Here is a 19,356-nt window from a genome sequence, read left to right as displayed (position 1 = left end):
GTCTAATTTAGTATGTTGTATATATTCACTTCGCTCATAAAAGTCGGCACGTTCATAGTCAAAATCACTTAGCCTTTACAAACTGACATATTGCTTGGGAAGTGATTTTTTTAGTAGTGAATCGCAAGGTGAAGGAGGGAATAAATATCCCTCCGGTTTTACTTCATGACCAGTTATAATTTTGGTTTTATTACATTAGTATTTTACTCTGTGAATATGCTTATTTGGATTCAATCTCTTTAATCACAGTAACAGCGTGTTTATTGTCAGGTTCTAACTCTAATGACTTTTTATAGCTTTTTAATGCTTGTGCTTTTTGATCGTTGACGAGATAAGCTTCACCTAGACTGTCATAAGCATTGCCTGATTCAGGATGTTCAATGGTATTAAGTTTCATAATTTCAATCGCTTCAACAACTTTATTTATTTCTAGTAGTTGATAACCCATATTGTTTAGGTGATGTTCTGCAAATTCATATTCATTAGATTTAGATTTAGATTCTTTTAAATCATGATAAAGCCGAATAGCTGAGTCGATACCTTTTTCTTTTATAGTTTTGTATAAAACACTAACAATCGATTTTTTGGGCTCGTCAAAAGCTTCACCATACAGAATTCTAATGATGGCATCAGTCATCTCATTAAGGGCAGCTCCGCCAGTATTATTAAGTTGTACAATCATATGTTGATCCTGAGGTAATCGAGTGATCAGTGTTTGAAATCCATTGATACCACCACTATGGGCTATTGATTTAATTTTATGGTTTGGTTCAGTTAATTCAATATCTTTTACTCCCCAACCGTACGAATAGTTTTTTAAATATGGAGTGAACATTATTACTTTGTTTTTATTATTCAGAAGTTTTTCGGTATAAAGAGCTTGATCCCATAAATATAAATCTTCAACAGTCGAGTAAACTGAACCTGCGGCGTAAGGTAATGACATGTCTAAATAATTAGCATTTGTGTATCCGTCTAATGAATTAGTATATCCACTTGCTCTATTCTTAATTAGTGGTTTTGCGTTATCGAAACCAGAATTTTTCATACCTAACGGAGTAAATATTTTTTCTTGTAAAACATCCTGATAAGTTTTTCCAGTGACTTTTTCAATAATATTACCCAGTAAGAAATAACCTGAATTGTTGTATCTAAAAGTAGAGCCTGGTTCAAATTCTAACTCCCCGCTACAATATTTTTTAGTAAAATCATCAACACTGTATGGGTCTCGACTAATATCACTGAAGAAGTCTGGTAAACTGGTGTAACTGGGAATGCCTGAAGTGTGTGTTAATAAATGATGAACTGTAACTTTATCACCCGTATCTTTTCGGTAATCGGGAATATATGCTGTTATTTTTGCGTCTAGCTTTATCTTATTGTCTTGCACAAGTTGCATAATCAACATGGAAGTGAATTGTTTGGTTAATGAAGCTATTCTGAACTTAGTATCAGGTGAATTAGGAATATTCCATTCCATGTTGGCCAAGCCATAGCTCTTTTTAAAGATAATTTTTCCACTCTGTGACACTAACACCGAGCCAGTAAATTTTCCGTAATCATTATATTTTTGTACTAAATTTTCGATTTGAGATTTTTTTTCGTTTGCAAATGCATTATTTGCAGAGACTAAAAGTGTTAGTGTTAAAAATAAAAACACCCGAAAAGTGAGTTTTGATTGTGGCTTTATCATGTTCATCCTTATTGATTAGATATAGACATTATCCTAGTTACTTTATATAAAAAATGAAAGTTGATTTAAGGAGAACAATTAAAAAATACATCTAACATTTTGATGTGTGTTAATTTATTGTGTTGAATTTCTTCTGTTTTTATTGGGTGCGTTAACTTTTGAAATAAGAAGATATTAAAAACCAAGAGCCAATTTAATCACTCACACCTCCAGCTAACTTACTCAATAGAAAAGAATTGTTGAAAAGTTAGCTTTGTAAGTCCAACTTGTAATAACTGCGCTCAAGGCAACTACGGAAGTTAAAATTTATTACTAGTCACTTCTATACTAAACAGAGTGAACGTTACAAATTGAACATAGAACGACTGCTATGCTGGCTTAGTGGTCTTTCAGGGTAAAGGTAAACCTGCGCCTTCTAAGCACAGCAAACAGATGGAAAAATATATTGATGGTAATGTCAACAATCGTATCTTTGTTAACATTAAACTAGTGATCATTAGAGACTTCTTCAACTAGCCAAAAGCTGATGTTGGCTTTTGAGTTACTATCTGTCGTTCATAGCCTATAGCTGCAATTATCGAGACTAAGAGCTAAGTGAATTTGCGTCCAAAGCTGAATACTTCCTAGGACTAAATTACTTACGCATACCCAAAAGGAAAATTACTTTTAGAGATTTGATGCGCTTTTTATTTTATTCAGCTCCTTATTTACTTTACTAATATTTATCGTTCCCTTTCTAAATGCTATATACACAGGGAGTGCATAATTCTTAATAACATCAACATCCACTTTAAAATTAGGATGTTGATTTTGTAATAAATATTCACCTACAATTTGGCTGGTAATAACTACATCTACTCTTTTTGCCACTAACATTTGAAATAAAATGTCATTTGATGGTAATTTATGTATTGCTGCATTTTCCAGCTTATGCACGCTGGGGATATCTAAATGTAAATTTATACCTCGATGCACGCCAACTGTTTTATTAGATAAATCTAAATTAATATTATGATCGCCTTTAGCAGCGAATAAGGCAATTTTTGTCACATGTGTTGGTATGCTTGTGTAGTCTAAATACTTTTCTCTATCTGGAAACTTTCCTAGTGAGAAAAAACAGTCATAATTATTTCGTGAGATTTCGACCTTTAATCTAGCCCAAGGTAAATTGACTATTTCGATGTCGATTTCGAGCCTCTTGAATAGTGTCTGAATGAGATCTATATCGGAGCCAGTAAATACCTTTTTGGATTTATCAAAAGTAGTATAAGGTGGGTAATGGGTTGTAGCACAAATATATTTTTGAGTGCTATTAGCATCAGTAGCGGCTATTAAAAGACATAGTAAAATCAAATTTGATATAGAATTTTTTAGTGACATAAGCTAATAAAGACACATAAATAAATTATAGTCATATTATATAATTAAAATTTGGATTGAAAGTGAAGTTTCAAAGCTTATTAATCTAACGTAATTGTTACTATCACTTAATGAACGGCAACCCTTCTTTTTTTAAAATATAGTTGACCTACTCATGTCAATGTCTTCTTTATCGGATCACTTGTCACTCGATAAGCTAAGGCTAAGGTCTTCTTTCGTATCTTTGTGAACATTTAGGCAGTTACTTCTTCAACTAGCCAATAGCTGACATTAAGCTTTTGCACATTAAGGAGCATTTTTAGGCTAATATTAGCCTAGATTTACTATTAACTTGTGGGGCTGGTTGAACTCACAGCTCATTGCTGCCGTTGATATTTAGGCAGTGAACGTTAATAATTTACCGGAATAATAACTAGAACAACTCTTTGATCTATTACACTTTGTACCTTGATTTCACGCCATGGTCATTTAGATTGCATAAGAAGTTACTTATTAATGCCAATGTCAACATTTATTCTGAACGTTGGGTAATCTAGTCTGGACTGGACTAATACTTGTTAACAATAAAAGTGTGTTTTTTACAGCATGTTAACGAAGTTGGCTATCTTTACTTCCGCGTCGGTTATAAAGGTTATGACGGGTTTGGCTTTCTTCAAATATACTTTGGCACTTAATACATAAGTTTATACCAGCGATTGCACGACGTCGTGCTTCAGGGATTTTAACGTCACATTCTTCACAATATAATAAGCTGTCGCCCATGGGTAATTGATTACGAACCTGTGCTACCGCGTCTTCCACGCTAGAATCGATTTGTTCTTGAACTGCTCCATCCTTAGACCATCCGCCCGCCATAAATTTCTCCTTTATTAATAAAATGTGTTATATAAAAACTTTTGATAAATCCCCCTAAATATGGAGCCAAATCTATGATGATAAAAATAGGTTTATACTGCTTCTGAATGCAAAAAAACACCGACTAATCGGTGTTTTATATTTTGATTAAGAGGTCGCGTTAATTTACGCTTCTTTAAAGCAGTAGACGGCTAGCTTGTTGCCATCAGGGTCGCGAGTATACGCCGCGTATGCATTTGGTGCCCAATCTCGTGTACCAGGAGCGCCTTCATCAGGGCTACCAGCAGCTATTGCAGCGGCATGGAAAGCGTCAATCGCTGCGCGGTTCGGTGCTTCAAAGCTAACAGTAACGCCGTTACCAACACTAGCTGGTTGGCCATTTGCTGGTTTTAAAACAAAGAAAGATGGTGCGTCTACGCCCCAAATAGTGCCATTTTCATCTAAATCAGCGATGCGCTTAAGGCCAATTGTATTTAAAACGTTATCGTAGAAAGTGCGTGATTGAGTTAAGTCGTTAGTACCAATAGTTACATGAGTAAATATGCTCATTTATATCTCCATAGAGTAAAGTTAATTATTTGCTTATCGATGTGTAGCTAAATTGCTACGACTCGTTTCGATGGAGGTATAATATACCTTTCTAAATAAATGATAATACCTAGTTATGTAAATAACCTTTACCTGATGGTAACAATGACACTTGATTAGAAAACAAATAAAGAAGGGGGAGTTTGTATGCAGTGGCGGATATGCACTACATACATTGATGCGCTATATAAAATCTGGGTATACAGTTGAGAAAAGAATGAGATTAAAGTAACTGCTCAGCTAAATAGTCAACGAGTAATCTAATTTTAGGTGATAAATGGCGATTTTGAGGATAAACCGCCCATATACCTTCATCAGGCGCACGATAACTGTCTAACAAGGTAACCAGTTCGCCACGTTGAATATGATGTTGAACATAGTAATCAGGTAACTGCACTATCCCTAAACCTTTGAGTGCTGCATCGGTTAAGCTATAACCATTGTTGTATCGTAACCTCCCCGTTACTCGGATACTTTTTTCTCTGCCTGACTCTCTAAAATGCCAGTGATCATTTGTTCCCAATAAACAACTGTGCTTATTAAGCTCTGATATAGAGTGTGGTATCCCCTGTTTTTCTAGATAGCTTGGCGAGGCACAAACATAGTTTGTTCGCTTACCTAATTTTTTTGCCATCATTGTCGAATCACTTAATTTACCCAGACGAATAGCTAAGTCATACCCTTCATCAACGATGTCAATTTGACGATTGCTTAAATAAGCAGACACTTCTACATCGTTATATTGCTTCATGAAATTATTCACAAGGGGCAATACCTGTTTCTCACCATAGGTGACGGGAGCAGTTAGTTTAATTTTCCCTTGAGGTTTAGATTGCAAGTTTGTAATAGCACGTTCTGCTGCATCTAATCCATCGAGTACGCTACGACAGTGTTGATAAAAAACACGTCCCTCTTCGGTTAAGGATACTTTGCGTGTTGTGCGATAAAATAATTTGATATTAAGGCGCTTTTCTAGCGCACTTATCTGGCGACTCACTTGCGCTGTTGATATCGCCATTTTTTTTGAAGCGAGCGTAAAGCTCTCATTTTCCGCAACATAAACAAATTCGCTGATACCATCCCATTGCATGATTGTTACCCCTGTGTACAAGTGATTTACTAAAACAGCATATTATCATTTTTTATAAGATAGTTATAATAGCTTCCATCAACAAAGCGCAACCTATTAAAAAAATAAAGTTTTGAGCTAGGTTATGTCTATATTTATAAGGGTGAATACATGAGCTGGTTATTTCTTTTATTAGGCGTTATCGCTGAAACATTATCTCACGTTGCGTTAAAAGAAACAGAAGGATTTACCCGCCCGATACCAAGTGCTTTGGTGTTAATAGGGCACCTTGCGGCTTTTATGTTTTTGTCGCAAGCAATGAAAGGCATGCCGGTTGGTATTGTTCATGCTTTATGGGCTGGATTAGCGATTGTAAGTGTAACGTTATTATCAACTATCGTTTATCGCCAACACTTAGATTTAACGACCTGGGCAGGTATGGCACTTGTTGCCACAGGGGTTGTATTAATTAATTTATCTCAAGGGCATGCACACTAAGTGACATGCTAGAGTAAAAACATTCAATAATAGGCTTAATGCTAATTATTACAAAAACTGAAAGTGAGTAACTCAAAGGTTATTTACATGATTATTATTTAAACCAATATTTAAACAAAAGTGAGAATTCAAATGACTGACAAATTTATCAAATCAAAAGCAGCGATCGCTTGGGGCCCAAACCAACCGTTATCTATTGAAGAAGTTGATGTAATGCTACCGCGCAAAGGTGAAGTATTAGTTAAAGTTATTGCTTCTGGCGTATGTCACACCGATGCATTTACTTTATCTGGAGATGATCCTGAAGGTATTTTCCCAGTGATCTTAGGTCACGAAGGTGGTGGTATTGTTGAACAAATAGGTGAAGGCGTAACGAGTGTAAAAGTTGGCGACCATGTTATTCCTTTATACACACCAGAGTGTGGCGAATGTAAATTTTGTTTATCAGGTAAAACTAACCTTTGTCAGAAAATTCGTGAAACACAAGGTAAAGGTTTGATGCCTGATGGCACAACGCGTTTTTATAAAGATGGTCAGCCAATCTTTCATTACATGGGTTGTTCAACCTTCTCTGAATACACAGTGTTACCAGAAATTTCGTTAGCGAAAGTTAATAAAGCTGCGCCATTAGAAGAAGTATGTTTACTAGGTTGTGGTGTTACAACCGGTATGGGCGCGGTAATGAATACAGCCAAAGTTGAAGAAGGTGCTACGGTAGCTGTCTTTGGTCTTGGCGGTATTGGTTTATCGGCTGTTATTGGCGCTACTATGGCGAAAGCGAGCCGTATTATTGCTATCGATATCAACGAAAGTAAGTTTGAGTTAGCGAAAAAATTAGGCGCTACCGATTTCATTAATCCAAAAGATTACGACAAACCTATTCAAGACGTGATTGTTGAACTAACCGATGGCGGCGTTGACTACTCGTTTGAGTGTATTGGTAACGTAGACTTAATGCGTTCAGCGTTAGAATGTTGTCATAAAGGTTGGGGCGAATCAGTGGTTATTGGTGTTGCCGGTGCAGGTAAAGAAATCTCTACCCGTCCGTTCCAACTAGTGACTGGTCGTGTATGGAGAGGCTCTGCGTTTGGTGGTGTTAAAGGCCGTACTGAGTTACCTGATTACGTTGAACGTTATTTAGCCGGTGAATTCAAATTAAGCGACTTTATTACCCATACCATGGGTCTTGAAGATATTAATGAAGCGTTTGAGCTAATGCATAAAGGCGAAAGTATCCGTACTGTAATTCATTTTGATAAGTAATAGTTAGTTTTGCTGCCCCACCACTTTGTAACGGGGCAGCATTTTGAGGTTCAAACATGACAATTGAAAATTTAAGTGCAAGCAAAAATTTTGGTGGCTGGCACAAGCAATATAGCCACCAATCTAAAACGTTAAATTGCCCAATGCGATTTGCTATTTACTTGCCGCCACAAGTCTCCAATGGAGAAAAAGTGCCAGTGCTATATTGGCTTTCGGGTCTTACTTGCACCGATGAAAACTTTATGCAAAAGGCAGGAGCACTGCGCATGGCTGCCGAATTAGGTATTGCCATTGTTGCGCCTGATACTAGTCCGCGTGGTGAATACGTAGCTAATGATGATGGTTATGATTTAGGTCAAGGCGCTGGCTTTTATGTAAACGCAACCCAAGCTCCTTGGAATCGCCATTACCACATGTACGATTACGTGGTGAATGAGTTACCTCAGATAATTGAAGCGACGTTTCCTGTATCTGATAAACGCGCCATTAGCGGTCATTCAATGGGCGGACATGGCGCATTGACTATTGCGATGCTAAACCCGGAACGTTATCGCTCAATGTCAGCCTTTAGCCCCATTTGCAATCCAGTGAATGCCCCTTGGGGGAAAAAGGCTTTTACCGCTTACCTGGGTAAAGACAAAGCAACTTGGCACAATCATGATGCCAGTAACTTAATGCGTCGAGCGACCACGCTTATCCCGGCCAAAGTTGATCAAGGTGGAGCTGATGACTTTCTGAAAGAGCAGTTAAAGCCTGAAACACTAGAAGCGGCAGCAAACGTCAATAATTATCCATTAGAGCTGTCAATTCATGAAGGTTATGATCACAGCTACTATTTTATTTCGAGCTTCATTGAAGAACACTTGCGCTTCCATGCAAAGCACTTAAATAAGTAGTTATCAGACTGTCTTAGATAAAACTGCCGTGTCATGGATGACATCGCAGGAGTTTTTATCCGTTATATTTTTCATCAGTCATATTGAGCTACATCAATCCTCCCTATTTTAAGGAAAACTGTCTTGTCCGATTTATACCAGACTCGTCTTCAACGACTATCAGCCTCAGAAAACTTACCCCTGTTAATTCGTATCCAGCGTGGTATTGAAAAGGAAGGTTTAAGGGTTACGTCGCAGGCAACAGTGGCTCAAACCGGACACCCACAGGCACTCGGCTCACCGTTGACTCATGGCAGCATCACCACAGATTATTCTGAAGCCTTGCTGGAATTCATTACGCCAGTGTCTCAACAAGTTAATGACAGCATCGATTACCTGACTGATTTGCATAAATTTACCTTGAGCCAGCTTGAGGGGGAATACATTTGGCCTGCGAGTATGCCATGCCAACTGGCAGGGGATGAAAGCATTCCTATTGCTGAGTATGGCAGCTCTAATATTGCTCAGATGAAAAATGTATATCGGCAGGGCTTGGGGCATCGTTATGGGCGCACCATGCAATCTATTGCTGGTATACACTATAATTTTTCTATGCCGGATGACTTTTGGCCTTACTATCAGCATCTTTGGGGCGATAAAGGTGATATTCAGACATTTAAATCACAACGTTATTTTGGTCTTATCCGTAACTTTCGCCGCCACTCTTGGTTATTAATTTATTTATTTGGCGCTTCTCCAGCACTAGACAGTAGCTTTATCGGCGATAATAAATCCGACAAATTAAGCAAGCTAGGTAAACATACCCTAGGATTACCTTTTGCCACCTCCTTGAGAATGAGTGACCTTGGATATCAAAGTAAGGCGCAGAGCGAACTAAATATCAGCTATAGCAATCTAGAAAGTTATATTGAAGGTATGGAACAGGCAATGAACCGCCATTATCCAGAATATGAAAATATAGGTGTTAAAGTTGACGACGCGTATCGCCAACTCAATGCAAACATTCTGCAAATCGAAAATGAATATTACAGTGAAGTACGCCCCAAACGTATAACTCTGCCGGGAGAAAAACCCGTGGCAGCACTGAGCAAAAGAGGCGTTGAATATATTGAAGTTCGTATTCTTGATACCAACCCCTTGTTACCTGTTGGTATTGATGAACAGCAGATCCGTTTTCTTGATACTTTTTTACTGTATTGCCTGTTATCAGATAGCCCTGAATTATCTACAGTGGAGCAGGAAGACATTAAATTTAATCAACAACAAGTTATTCTACAAGGGCGTAAACCATCATTGTCGTTGAAGAAAAACGGCGAGCTTACTGGTTTTGATATCAGCGCTAATAGGCTATTGGTTGAGATGACAGCTATTGCAAAATTACTCGATAATGCACATGGGAATGAGTCATACAGTAAAGCGCTCACTGTCCAAGTTAATAAGGTGGAAAATAGCGAATTAACACCGTCAGCTATCCTCATGCAAGCTATCGAAAAAGGTAATGAGTTTACTGATTCAATGTTATCTCAAGCTAAAGAACATCATGCTCACTTCACCAATAGTGGCTTATCGGCTAAAAAGGTTGCTCATTTACAACTTGCCGCGAAAAAATCATTAAGGCTGCAAAAGCAGCTGGAAGCGAGTGATGAAAGTTCATTTGATGTCTTTCTACAGAGTCACAATGCGTCATAAGATTATTTATAGAGGGCTGACTTGTATCGGCAAACTATACTCAACCTAACTAATTCGGAAACATCGACTTCGAGGCAATAATGATTGTTAGAAATAAACCCAATGCATTCCAGCTGTTTTTTATTATACGCGGCTCTGTTGTACCACTTATTTTTCCACAAATAGCTTTTATGACTATTCTAGGAGCAATGGTAGCGGCGACTCAATATTATTATCCAGCAGTATTTCCAAATTTTACCTTGGCTCCGTTAGCGCTCTTGGGCATAGCATTGTCATTGTTCCTTGGTTTTAGAAACAATGCCTGTTATGACCGTTGGTGGGAAGCACGCAAGCAATGGGGACAACTCATCGTTGATTCTCGTAGCTTATCCCGTCAGGTGACTTCATATATCGATGGGGAAGCTAAAGGCGGAGTAGAAGTACAAAAACGCATGATACATTTAACTATCGCTTTTAATCATGCCTTACGACATCAACTTCGACAATCAGATCCTTGGCATGATATAGAAAAATATCTTGAACCAGAGGATATTGAACCGCTACGTCAGTCGAAAAATTTACCTGATGCTTTGCTACGTTTGATGGGGAAAAAACTAGGAACCTGCGGCCATAAAAAATTACTCTCAGACTTTTTAATGCAAAGTCTCGATGATCATATTACCTCAATGGCCTCAGTTCAGGCAGCATGTGAGCGTATTCAGAACACACCACTGCCGTTTGCTTATATGCTGCTAGTTCAGCGTACCGCTTATCTTTATTGTTTAATATTACCTTTTGGTATTGTTGCTTCACAGGGGTTAGTTACGCCGTTATTTTGCGCAATAGTGGCTTATACGTTTTTTGGTTTAGATGCCTTAAGTGAAGAGTTAGAAGATCCATTTGGCCTTTCTGCTAACGATTTAGCGTTAAGCGCAATGTCTCGTACTATTGAAATTAACCTATTAGAAACTTTGGGTGAAACCGATTTACCCACTCCTATTCAACCCGTAAAACACCGACTTGAATGATCTATATGAAAAAGCTATTGAAGGATTTAAAAAATGAAAGAAACATTTAATGTATTTAGATTTATTAGTTGGATAGCGATTATCTGTTCGCTATTGGGATCTGTTTTATTGTTTATCGTTGGGGCAATGAAGACTTATTCGGCCTATACGACGGTGTTGTTTGGGCAAGTGGCCAATGAAAGCTTGACCCACCTTGATACATCGGAAGTAGCAACGACTTATTTAATTAAATCGTTAGACACATTCCTCATTGCGCTTGTCTTGTTTATCTTCGCTCATGGTGTATTTACCTTATTTATTTGTGATAAGAAAGTTACAAATAAAACCTCTGTTCTCAGGTGGATAAGCACACCAAATATTGGTCGTTTAAAGAACATTCTGGGTGAGGTTATTGTTATCATCTTGTTTGTTAAGTTTCTTGAAATCATTTTGATTAACTTAAATAGCCTCACATGGGAGATATTAATACTCCCTGTTTCTATTCTCTTACTTGCTTTGAGTTTAAAGTTTTTAGGATTAGGTCGTGAAGAGAGAAAAATTGAAAATAACAGTGATTAAGTAATACTCAGTGAATCTTATCGATAAAATAGTACCCTATGAGAATGTATAAGGTGACTTGTACGTTCTCATAGCAGTTTGTTAATTGTGATCTTGTGATAGTTATACCTCTTTGAAATATAAATTCACCATCGGATCTATAATCCCCTCATCCCCCCAGCAAATTAAATTTTCCATTTCATTTAAATATAACTTTGTCCTTATCTTTTTAACCTGCACTAAAACTCAATTACCCATGCGCTTGGTTGTTACAGTTTAGTAATTATGTTTTGCAAATAATGCTATTTATCCCCTTTGGGTAATTGTGTATTATGCTACCAACAAATAAACTTCTGAGTAAAAACAACATATATATGCTAGTGACTACCCAGCAGTATCACCTTTTATGGTAATCGACATTAAAAATATTGAGGTATAAAACATGATGGAAGCTACTTTACTTAGCATGGGAGTAATAGGAAAAGATGATCTTATGACAATAGAGACAACACAGAAACTCCTCAAAAGAATGTTAGTTTGGTCAGCTTCACTTATGAATAAGAAATGCAGAACAAGTAGCAGTCAATTTGATTAAAAATGAAGGAACAAGAAAGGCCGTTGTCTCAGTTATTGTAATAGCTAATAGTTTGGCCACTCTTTTGTGTTTTTCTACGACGGAATAGAGGTAAAACGTCATAGAATCAATATTATATTTCATCTGAATCTTCAAAATATCAGTGACCCCTAAGGTTGCTTAGTTATCTGTCAAGATAAGATAGTTCTACGCTTTTAACACTACAAATAGCTCAAAAATCTATCGATGCTAATGTCAGCTCTACGCCCTGAGACCTTTAACAAGCTTTTTCTTTAAAAAGTAATGGCGAATTTCTGTCGCTCAACGCTTTTAAATACTTGGCTTCATTGTATGGCTCTTTAGTTTTCCAGCATCGAAATACGATCCGTATCCACTTAAATGCTAATGAACGCACAGCTGCCTGGTGGGTATTACCTTTTTCCCTTTGTTGCTGATAATAAATTTCCGCCCAATAAGATTGCCTTATGCTTTTAGTAGCCCATTCTATAAATGATTGGCGAGTAAATTTAGAACACTGATATCGCCAATGAATCCAGCTCTTTTGACCACTACGCACTGTTACGGGTGCTATCCCTGCATACATTTGAATTTCCGATGCGCTATTGAATCGACTACGGTTTTCCCCAATAGCCACTAGTAACCTAGGAGCTAAACACGGGCCAGTACCCGGTAATGAGTTGTAAAGCTCTGCATCGGGCAAGGCATTAAACAACTCACTAATTTCTCTATCAAAGACCTTAATAACCTTCACAGCAACAAGTAGTTGGTGTGACTCGATAACTGCGTTATCGAGAGTGAGCGGCTCTGCTTCACTAATAGATTGAATTCGCTTAACGCTATATGCCGCAGTACGTCCAGGGTATGAGCAAAAAAACTTTTTCAACGTATCCGGTCTGGCTCTTTTAAGTTTTTGTAGGTTGGGCCAACGTGTAATGAAATCACAAAATATCCCCGATCCTCGGTGTGAAAACCAATCGAGTAAGTGAGGGTAATATTCTTTAAGAGTAATGATTAGTCGGTTGCTAAACCGCCTTTTATCATCGACTAACTTACGACGCTTTTCGACTAGATACGTCAATTTCCTAACCGATTCACTTTCCATTTTTAATGCTTTAATTTTATTCGGATATCTCAGCATTAAATCTAAAGCAAGCTCTGCGTCCGTTGGGTCGTCTTTTGCACCGCTGGGTGAAAAAGCTTTACGGTATTGAGCTAACATTGAAGTGTTAACTGGGTGAATAGTGACAAAATCAAACTTTTGAAGTGCGTAAACTATAGGCCCTTTGGATAGTTCAATAGCAACAGCTATTTGTCCTTTGTATTGCTTATGAAGACTGCTTATCCATTCGTTGATCGACTTAGGTGAGTGCTTAATTACTTCAAACTTTCGTGTACTTGAATTAGCCACTTGAACGCAGACATCGTGTTTATCATTTGCCCAATCAATACCAATATAAACTGAAAACTTAGTCATAATTACCTCCAATTGTCATTGTCAGCATGTATGCCAAAGCTTTTCGAAAGCGATATAGATAGCGTTTATGCGCAAGCCCTGAGTATTCGTTTTTAAGCTAAGGCGTACCTATGACATCGAAAGTAAAGCGGTAACCATCGAAATGATATCGTATCAATATTCGTATGAAATAGGCACATGGTCTGAACACCCTAATTATAGGTTTATTCAGACTGAAAGGACTATATCGTATCTAAGAAGACCTTAAGTTTTTCAACTCGTTATGTAAAGCGCACAAAGTGATCCTAAATATTCCGGTTGAATCTCAAGTATTATGATTGAAAAGTCGTTTTTCAAAAAAGCCACCTTAACTGCATCCCTTTAAAAAACCACCAACCGTAAATGAGACTAATATCAATCGTTATGCGCAGTAACACTTGATAATAAACTTACCGTTAACCTACAGTGCGCTTTATCTGTGCCTGCAGATAAAGCATAAACTAAAATCTACAGCATGGTTTGATTGGCTTCTTTGAAGTTTAGCTTGGCATAAGTCAATAACAAAATACCACCCGCAACGATAATAGCCGTTAAATATAAGGCATAGTTATAAGTAGTAAATTGTTCAATAAGTGCCACACAATACAAGGGGGCAATAATTTGGCCAAGGCCGTAAGCTGATGTGATTGCGCCCATGATAAAAACTGGGTTTTTATTGGACAGTTGGCCAGCAAAATTCATAAACAAAGCAACTAAACCTATAAATGTTGCGCCAAAAAACAAACCACTAATAAGGTTCATAATAATATTATTCGAAAAAGTAGGAATTAAAATACCAACAATCTGCAACAACATAGCGGCCATCATAATATTAATACTGCCAAAGCGATGTGCTAAACGCATCCATATAATGCAAGAAGGGATGCCAGCAACACCAACGGCTAACCATACATAGCCGCCATATCCTGCTAATCCGTCTAATGAATTGACGATATCAGGCAGAAATGTTGCTTGTACCACCATACCGATACCTTCGGTAAAGTAAGCCAAAATTAAGACAATAACCATAGGTGAAAAAAGCGTTTTATCAAACTTGTGTTTCACCACTTCACTGCTTGGTTGCCTATCAAACCTTAAGATATAAGCCGAATAGCAAGATAAAAAAGCGCCAAGGATAGCGAGTACTAGCCATGCATCTTTCCAATCGCCACCAAAATAAAATACCGCTCTCATAACTAAATCAGTAATGACAATTGAAAAACCTAAACCGCTAAAGTGGATACCCATCGCCTTAGTCTTATTGGTGTCTTTTAGCTTTAACATAACAACAGCAGAGCCAACAACGAGCGCCATTGCCGCACCAAATCCCGCCAATAATCGCGCAATAATCCATAGAGTATTATTTTCGGTAATGCCTAAAACAAAAGAAGAAAGCACACAAAGGCACAAACCAAATCTAAAATACCTAACCTTGGCATGTATATCTTTAATAAAAATAGAAAAAACAGAGCCCATCAAATAGCCAAGATAATTGATTGAGGCAAGTACACCAGCGAAGGCGATGCTGATTGACTCCTCTAGCATAGTCGGTAACAGCGACGTAAAAACAAAACGAGCGACACCTACCCCAACCACAAGGGCTAAGATACCTGCTAATAAAATTGAGTAGTTACTGTCTCGGTGAAATTGTGGCATATTTGTCCAAAAAACATTTCTTCGCTATATCTTACACTGTATAACTAAAGGGGTAGATAGGTAAATCACCAATAATGATAAATGCTATACAAGATAGTCATATAAATAATAATGACCAGAGACTTTATCTTTATAGATTATTTGGCACAAAAAAAATGAGTGCCAAGGCAATGATAATATTTAGTGCAATGAACAATTTTTCACGTAGGTAAATATTATCTCAATGTGCAACGTAATAGCCCCTTTTTATATAGCTTTACAGCGCTCCCGCCCCTTTATAACCCCCTTTAACTTTTAGATTATCAGTAAACTATATGTTGCTATTGGACTCAATTTAAATATGTTATCGTCTAGCTAATTTAATCGCTCAGGTTTATTATTTTTAATGTCATTTGAATTGATTTTTCTGTTCTTTGCCGGTTTTTTTGGTGGTGTGCTTAACTCAGTTGCTGGTGGCGGGAGCTTTATTACCTTCCCCGCACTTATTTTTGTTGGCCTTCCTCCCATTATCGCAAATGCGACCAACACTTTTGCCTCATGTGCCGGCTATATGAGCGGTACTTATGCTTTTCGAAAAGAGATTGCTGCTAATAAAGCTCAACTGCCACTTATTATAACAATCAGCGTGATCGGCGGTATTATCGGTGCATGGTTATTACTAAAAACACCTGAAGTGTTGTTTCGTGAGGCTATCCCTTGGTTACTGTTATTTGCGAGTGTATTGTTTGTTTTTGGCGGCAAGATTAATGCTGGACTTAAAAAATTGGCAGTCAATCACCAACATGCCTCATCAATAGGTAGTTTATTACTGGTCATTGTTCTGTTAGGTATCGCTATTTATGGTGGTTTTTTTAATGCCGGTTTAGGCATAATTACCCTTAGCTATCTGGCATTAGCTGGTCACACTAATATCAATACAATGAATGGCTTAAAGCTATTGATATCCTCAGCAGTATCAATAATTGCTATCACAGTGTTTATTTACAATGATGTGATTGCCTGGTATCAAGGAACTATTGTGCTATGTGGCACATTAGCTGGAGGTTATATTGCTGCAAATGTTTCACGCAAATTGCCACAAGCTAAGGTCAGGTATTTTGTTATTTTCGCGAGTATTATAACCACTCTGTATTTCTTTTATGATAGTTATGCGAGCTAACGTTTAGATAAGCTTTCGCCCCGCAACAGCCGGTGATATCAATGAGATGGTAAGTTAAGTGGCAGCGTTTATTGGTTAAAAATGTAACCAAAGCGCATTCGAATAAGAACCTTGTAAAACTAATAGCAGTTTATGTAAGGCCGATTAAATCCACTTAAATACCATTTGAACGTTTATTTATAAAGGGTTGTTAGGCCGTTTCTTAACTTTCTTTAGCTATTTCACGTAATGCTTGTTCAAAAACATCCGCTGGCTGACCACCACTAATCAAATGCTTATCATTGACTATCACGGCAGGCACTGAGCTTATGCCCATTGATTGATAATGGCGTTGCAAAGTACGCACCTCTTCTTCGTATTCATCAGACGCTAATATTTGTTGAGCCTTTTCTTTATCTAAACCAACACTTTGCGCTACATCGAGTAGCTTTTGATGATCACTGGGATCGCCACTCTCTTTAAAATACAGATCAAACAAGGCGAGTTTAAGTTCAGTCTGCTTATTATATTCTTTTGCCCAATGAAGCAGCCGATGTGCGTCAAATGTATTATATATTCGACCACCACCACGGTTACCAAATTCATAACCAAGCGCTAAACCTCGTTGCTTGATCATCAGTCTATTTTGCTCACTTTGTTCAACACTAATGCCGTATTTTTCGGTAATGTGTTCGGTAATATCCTGACCTTCTTTTGGCATATCAGGATTGAGCTCAAACGGTTGCCAGGTGATATCAACTGAAATATCATCCGCAAGTTTGGTTAATGCTTGATTTAAAGACTGGTAACCAATAATACACCAAGGGCAGGAAACGTCGGAGACAATGTCTAATTTAAGGTGTTTACTCATATTTTTTCACTTGAAATTTGTTGGTAAAATAACTTAAATTATTTGCAGCGTTTAAGCCGAGTAAAAAATAAGCTAAGTAAAGAAAACTAACCATGACAGTAAATGGTTAGCGATAGATTAACATAAAGTAGTTTTATACATTGCAATAACAACCTTTCGCTTCTTTAACAACAAGATTAGCGGCATAACCTTTTAAGTAGTTATTTAACATAGTCTGGGCATAGCCTGACGTTTGCGAGCAAGCTAAACCTTGCCCATAAGGACCAAAATAGACAACCTCTCCTGATTCATCTATTAGTGCTACAGAGGGCGTGGAGGGAATAACATTGTGCTCATTAATGACAACATTCTTTATTAAAAAATCATTAGCACCCGCCAGTTTATTGAGATCTTTAATATGTTTTTCACTGTACTGTTGGCATTTACAACTCGGTGTAGAGAAATGGAGTAGTGTTTTTTGACCCGTCATATTGGCCGGCTTGGCATAAGGTAACAAATAACCAGATAGCTCCTGATTTCCTACACCCGCTAACTTATTACTCTCATCAAACTCGACAAGCCTATCTTTTATCAGGTAACCAAATGCAGATAGCGTAAAAGCTATCCACACGGTAAGTACTCCCCACTGAAGTTTCGACATTAGTTTATTTAAAACGAGCAATATTAAGTGCCATTGCATTCGAGGTAACACTAACACTATCGGCCTCTGAAGCTAATGCTTGGACTCTTTCTCTGTCGACTAAAGCTGTATCTCTTAACGTTTCGGCACTTTTTGCTATATCTGCAGTGGTTACTGATTGTTGCTCAACCGCTGCGGCGACATTAATCGATATAGCACTGGCATGCTCCACGAGTGCTGACGCTTGAGCTATTTGTTTTTGAGCTTTATCAGCACTTTCAATGACCGATTGAACAATCCCAATACTATGGGTCATTGAATCTGTTGTTAACTTAGAGTAACTTTTTAACAGGGAAAGCGTTTGACCTATTTTGTCAGTACTTTCTTTAGTGCGAGTTGCTAACGCACGGACTTCATCGGCAACAACAGCAAACCCTCGACCTTGCTCTCCTGCTCTCGCTGCTTCTATTGCCGCGTTTAACGCTAATAAATTTGTTTGCTCAGCAATACCACTTATTTCAGATAATACCTTCGAAATAGCTTCTGTAGAGTTAGCGAGATCGTTCACTTGTTCGCTGGTCTTTTCAAGTGCAGATGTTAAGTTTTTGTTTTGATTATTAATGCTAATAATTTCTTCATTGGATGCCTTCGTAAAGTCAGTAGCTTCTTTCATCTGATCACTTAACTGAGTCGTTTCTTGCGCGATAGATGCTACTGTTACTGCCATTTCTTCTGCCGATGTCGCAATCACTTCAGTTTCTTGTTGACGCTGTGCTGTCGAGCTTTCAAGTTCTTCTTTGGTTCTATTTAAATTTTGTGAGTTAGCATTTAATTCGACAACTTGCTCTTTTACCCCTTGAATAACCTTTGATAATAAGTCTAATAATTCATTAAAAGACAATAAGGTTGTATTATTATTTGCTCTTGCCTTGATGCTCAAGTCAATCGCATTGACATCAACCGTTAATGAAGTCGCCACTAACGATAATTCTTTACCTGCTTCACTTTCTACTTTCATGGAATGTGCTATGTAGCCAGCAATAATAGACTCAGTAATAGCATAAACAGCATGTATTATAACGGTTGAGAAGAGCAATCTATCTTCGTCAAAGATATAAACACCCGTATCATTTACCTGCAAGTAGTAAAAAGAAAAATGGTGTACGGCAACAACAAGAATAGCCGTAATGAATACCCGCCAATCTTGAAAAATAATTAAAAACGCTAAAAGGATAAAAATTTCGAAATGAACTTCAATTAAGCCCTGTGCTTGATGAATATGCAAGGCTGCAAATATCATGACTGCGAGCGCTGAAACATGACCTGAAATAGCACCATCTCCGGCTGTTTTGTAGAAGTATATCGGCACAAGTAATGCAGGTAGGCCAATAATAAGTGCTGATAGGTATGAATCATAGATGAAAGCCAAGAGCAAACTTTCAGCAAATAAAATACATAAAAGGTATGTAAATAGTGTGTTATTTTTATTCATTTTTATCCCGTTATACAG

The 19,356-nt window shown here is 37.6% G+C and carries 17 protein-coding genes; 7 read left to right on the top strand and 10 right to left on the bottom strand.

Annotation, left to right across the window (positions count from 1 at the left end):
* Positions 1-220 precede the first annotated feature (220 nt).
* The 5 genes from H4J62_RS05375 to H4J62_RS05355 form a co-directional block, all read right to left on the bottom strand.
* Complete coding sequence (locus tag H4J62_RS05375) at positions 221-1,693, bottom strand: serine hydrolase (RefSeq protein ID WP_182214270.1); 1,473 nt, start codon at positions 1,691-1,693, stop codon at positions 221-223.
* A gap of 666 nt (positions 1,694-2,359) precedes the next feature.
* Positions 2,360-3,073 (bottom strand): ABC transporter substrate-binding protein, encoded by a 714-nt coding sequence (locus H4J62_RS05370; RefSeq protein ID WP_182214268.1) that lies wholly within the window; start codon positions 3,071-3,073, stop codon positions 2,360-2,362.
* Between the two features lie 588 nt (positions 3,074-3,661).
* Positions 3,662-3,928: a DksA/TraR family C4-type zinc finger protein gene (locus H4J62_RS05365; protein WP_182214266.1), complete on the bottom strand. Its 267-nt coding sequence runs from the start codon at positions 3,926-3,928 to the stop codon at positions 3,662-3,664.
* A 165-nt stretch (positions 3,929-4,093) separates the two neighbouring features.
* Entirely contained in the window at positions 4,094-4,477 is a 384-nt protein-coding gene (locus H4J62_RS05360) for a VOC family protein (protein ID WP_182214265.1), read from the bottom strand.
* 262 nt (positions 4,478-4,739) lie between these two features.
* Positions 4,740-5,606: a LysR family transcriptional regulator gene (locus H4J62_RS05355; protein ID WP_070374516.1), complete on the bottom strand. Its 867-nt coding sequence runs from the start codon at positions 5,604-5,606 to the stop codon at positions 4,740-4,742.
* Positions 5,607-5,756: 150 nt separating this feature from the next.
* On the opposite strand from H4J62_RS05355, the gene H4J62_RS05350 reads away from it, so the two are divergent.
* The 6 genes from H4J62_RS05350 (at position 5,757) to H4J62_RS05325 (ending at position 11,496) form a co-directional block, all read left to right on the top strand.
* Positions 5,757-6,083, top strand: coding sequence for a multidrug efflux SMR transporter (locus H4J62_RS05350; protein WP_070374515.1), 327 nt, complete (start codon positions 5,757-5,759; stop codon positions 6,081-6,083).
* 132 nt (positions 6,084-6,215) lie between these two features.
* Positions 6,216-7,346 carry an S-(hydroxymethyl)glutathione dehydrogenase/class III alcohol dehydrogenase gene (locus tag H4J62_RS05345; protein WP_220465933.1) on the top strand — a complete coding sequence of 377 codons (1,131 nt, stop codon included), beginning with the start codon at positions 6,216-6,218 and terminating at the stop codon, positions 7,344-7,346.
* 56 nt (positions 7,347-7,402) lie between these two features.
* Positions 7,403-8,242, top strand: a complete 840-nt coding sequence (gene fghA, locus H4J62_RS05340) for an S-formylglutathione hydrolase (RefSeq protein WP_182214263.1) — start codon at positions 7,403-7,405, stop codon at positions 8,240-8,242.
* Positions 8,243-8,365: 123 nt separating this feature from the next.
* Positions 8,366-9,931, top strand: coding sequence for a glutamate--cysteine ligase (gene gshA, locus H4J62_RS05335; protein WP_182214261.1), 1,566 nt, complete (start codon positions 8,366-8,368; stop codon positions 9,929-9,931).
* An 80-nt stretch (positions 9,932-10,011) separates the two neighbouring features.
* A complete protein-coding gene (locus H4J62_RS05330; RefSeq protein WP_182214260.1) occupies positions 10,012-10,938 on the top strand; it encodes a bestrophin family protein in 927 nt (308 codons plus the stop codon).
* A gap of 33 nt (positions 10,939-10,971) precedes the next feature.
* On the top strand, positions 10,972-11,496 hold the full coding sequence (locus tag H4J62_RS05325; RefSeq protein WP_182214258.1) for a YqhA family protein: 525 nt from the start codon (positions 10,972-10,974) through the stop codon (positions 11,494-11,496).
* 830 nt (positions 11,497-12,326) lie between these two features.
* Here the strand turns inward: H4J62_RS05325 and H4J62_RS05320 are convergent.
* Together H4J62_RS05320 and H4J62_RS05315 are read right to left on the bottom strand one after the other, a co-directional pair.
* Complete coding sequence (locus tag H4J62_RS05320) at positions 12,327-13,544, bottom strand: IS110 family transposase (RefSeq protein WP_182214256.1); 1,218 nt, start codon at positions 13,542-13,544, stop codon at positions 12,327-12,329.
* A gap of 486 nt (positions 13,545-14,030) precedes the next feature.
* Complete coding sequence (locus H4J62_RS05315; RefSeq protein ID WP_182214254.1) at positions 14,031-15,218, bottom strand: YbfB/YjiJ family MFS transporter; 1,188 nt, start codon at positions 15,216-15,218, stop codon at positions 14,031-14,033.
* A gap of 385 nt (positions 15,219-15,603) precedes the next feature.
* On the opposite strand from H4J62_RS05315, the gene H4J62_RS05310 reads away from it, so the two are divergent.
* Positions 15,604-16,377, top strand: coding sequence for a sulfite exporter TauE/SafE family protein (locus H4J62_RS05310; RefSeq protein ID WP_182214253.1), 774 nt, complete (start codon positions 15,604-15,606; stop codon positions 16,375-16,377).
* Between the two features lie 202 nt (positions 16,378-16,579).
* Here the strand turns inward: H4J62_RS05310 and H4J62_RS05305 are convergent, their stop codons facing one another.
* The 3 genes from H4J62_RS05305 to H4J62_RS05295 all read right to left on the bottom strand — a co-directional run bounded on the left by H4J62_RS05305 (position 16,580) and on the right by H4J62_RS05295 (position 19,338).
* Positions 16,580-17,227 carry a DsbA family oxidoreductase gene (locus H4J62_RS05305; protein WP_182214251.1) on the bottom strand — a complete coding sequence of 216 codons (648 nt, stop codon included), beginning with the start codon at positions 17,225-17,227 and terminating at the stop codon, positions 16,580-16,582.
* Positions 17,228-17,360: 133 nt separating this feature from the next.
* Complete coding sequence (locus tag H4J62_RS05300) at positions 17,361-17,867, bottom strand: DUF6436 domain-containing protein (protein ID WP_182214249.1); 507 nt, start codon at positions 17,865-17,867, stop codon at positions 17,361-17,363.
* Between the two features lie 4 nt (positions 17,868-17,871).
* Positions 17,872-19,338, bottom strand: coding sequence for a methyl-accepting chemotaxis protein (locus H4J62_RS05295; RefSeq protein ID WP_182214247.1), 1,467 nt, complete (start codon positions 19,336-19,338; stop codon positions 17,872-17,874).
* Positions 19,339-19,356 lie beyond the last annotated feature (18 nt).

Origin of the sequence: Colwellia sp. BRX8-5, from assembly GCF_014077325.1 — a bacterium.
GTDB lineage: Bacteria > Pseudomonadota > Gammaproteobacteria > Enterobacterales > Alteromonadaceae > Colwellia_A.
This window is presented reverse-complemented; position numbering and strand designations above follow the sequence as displayed.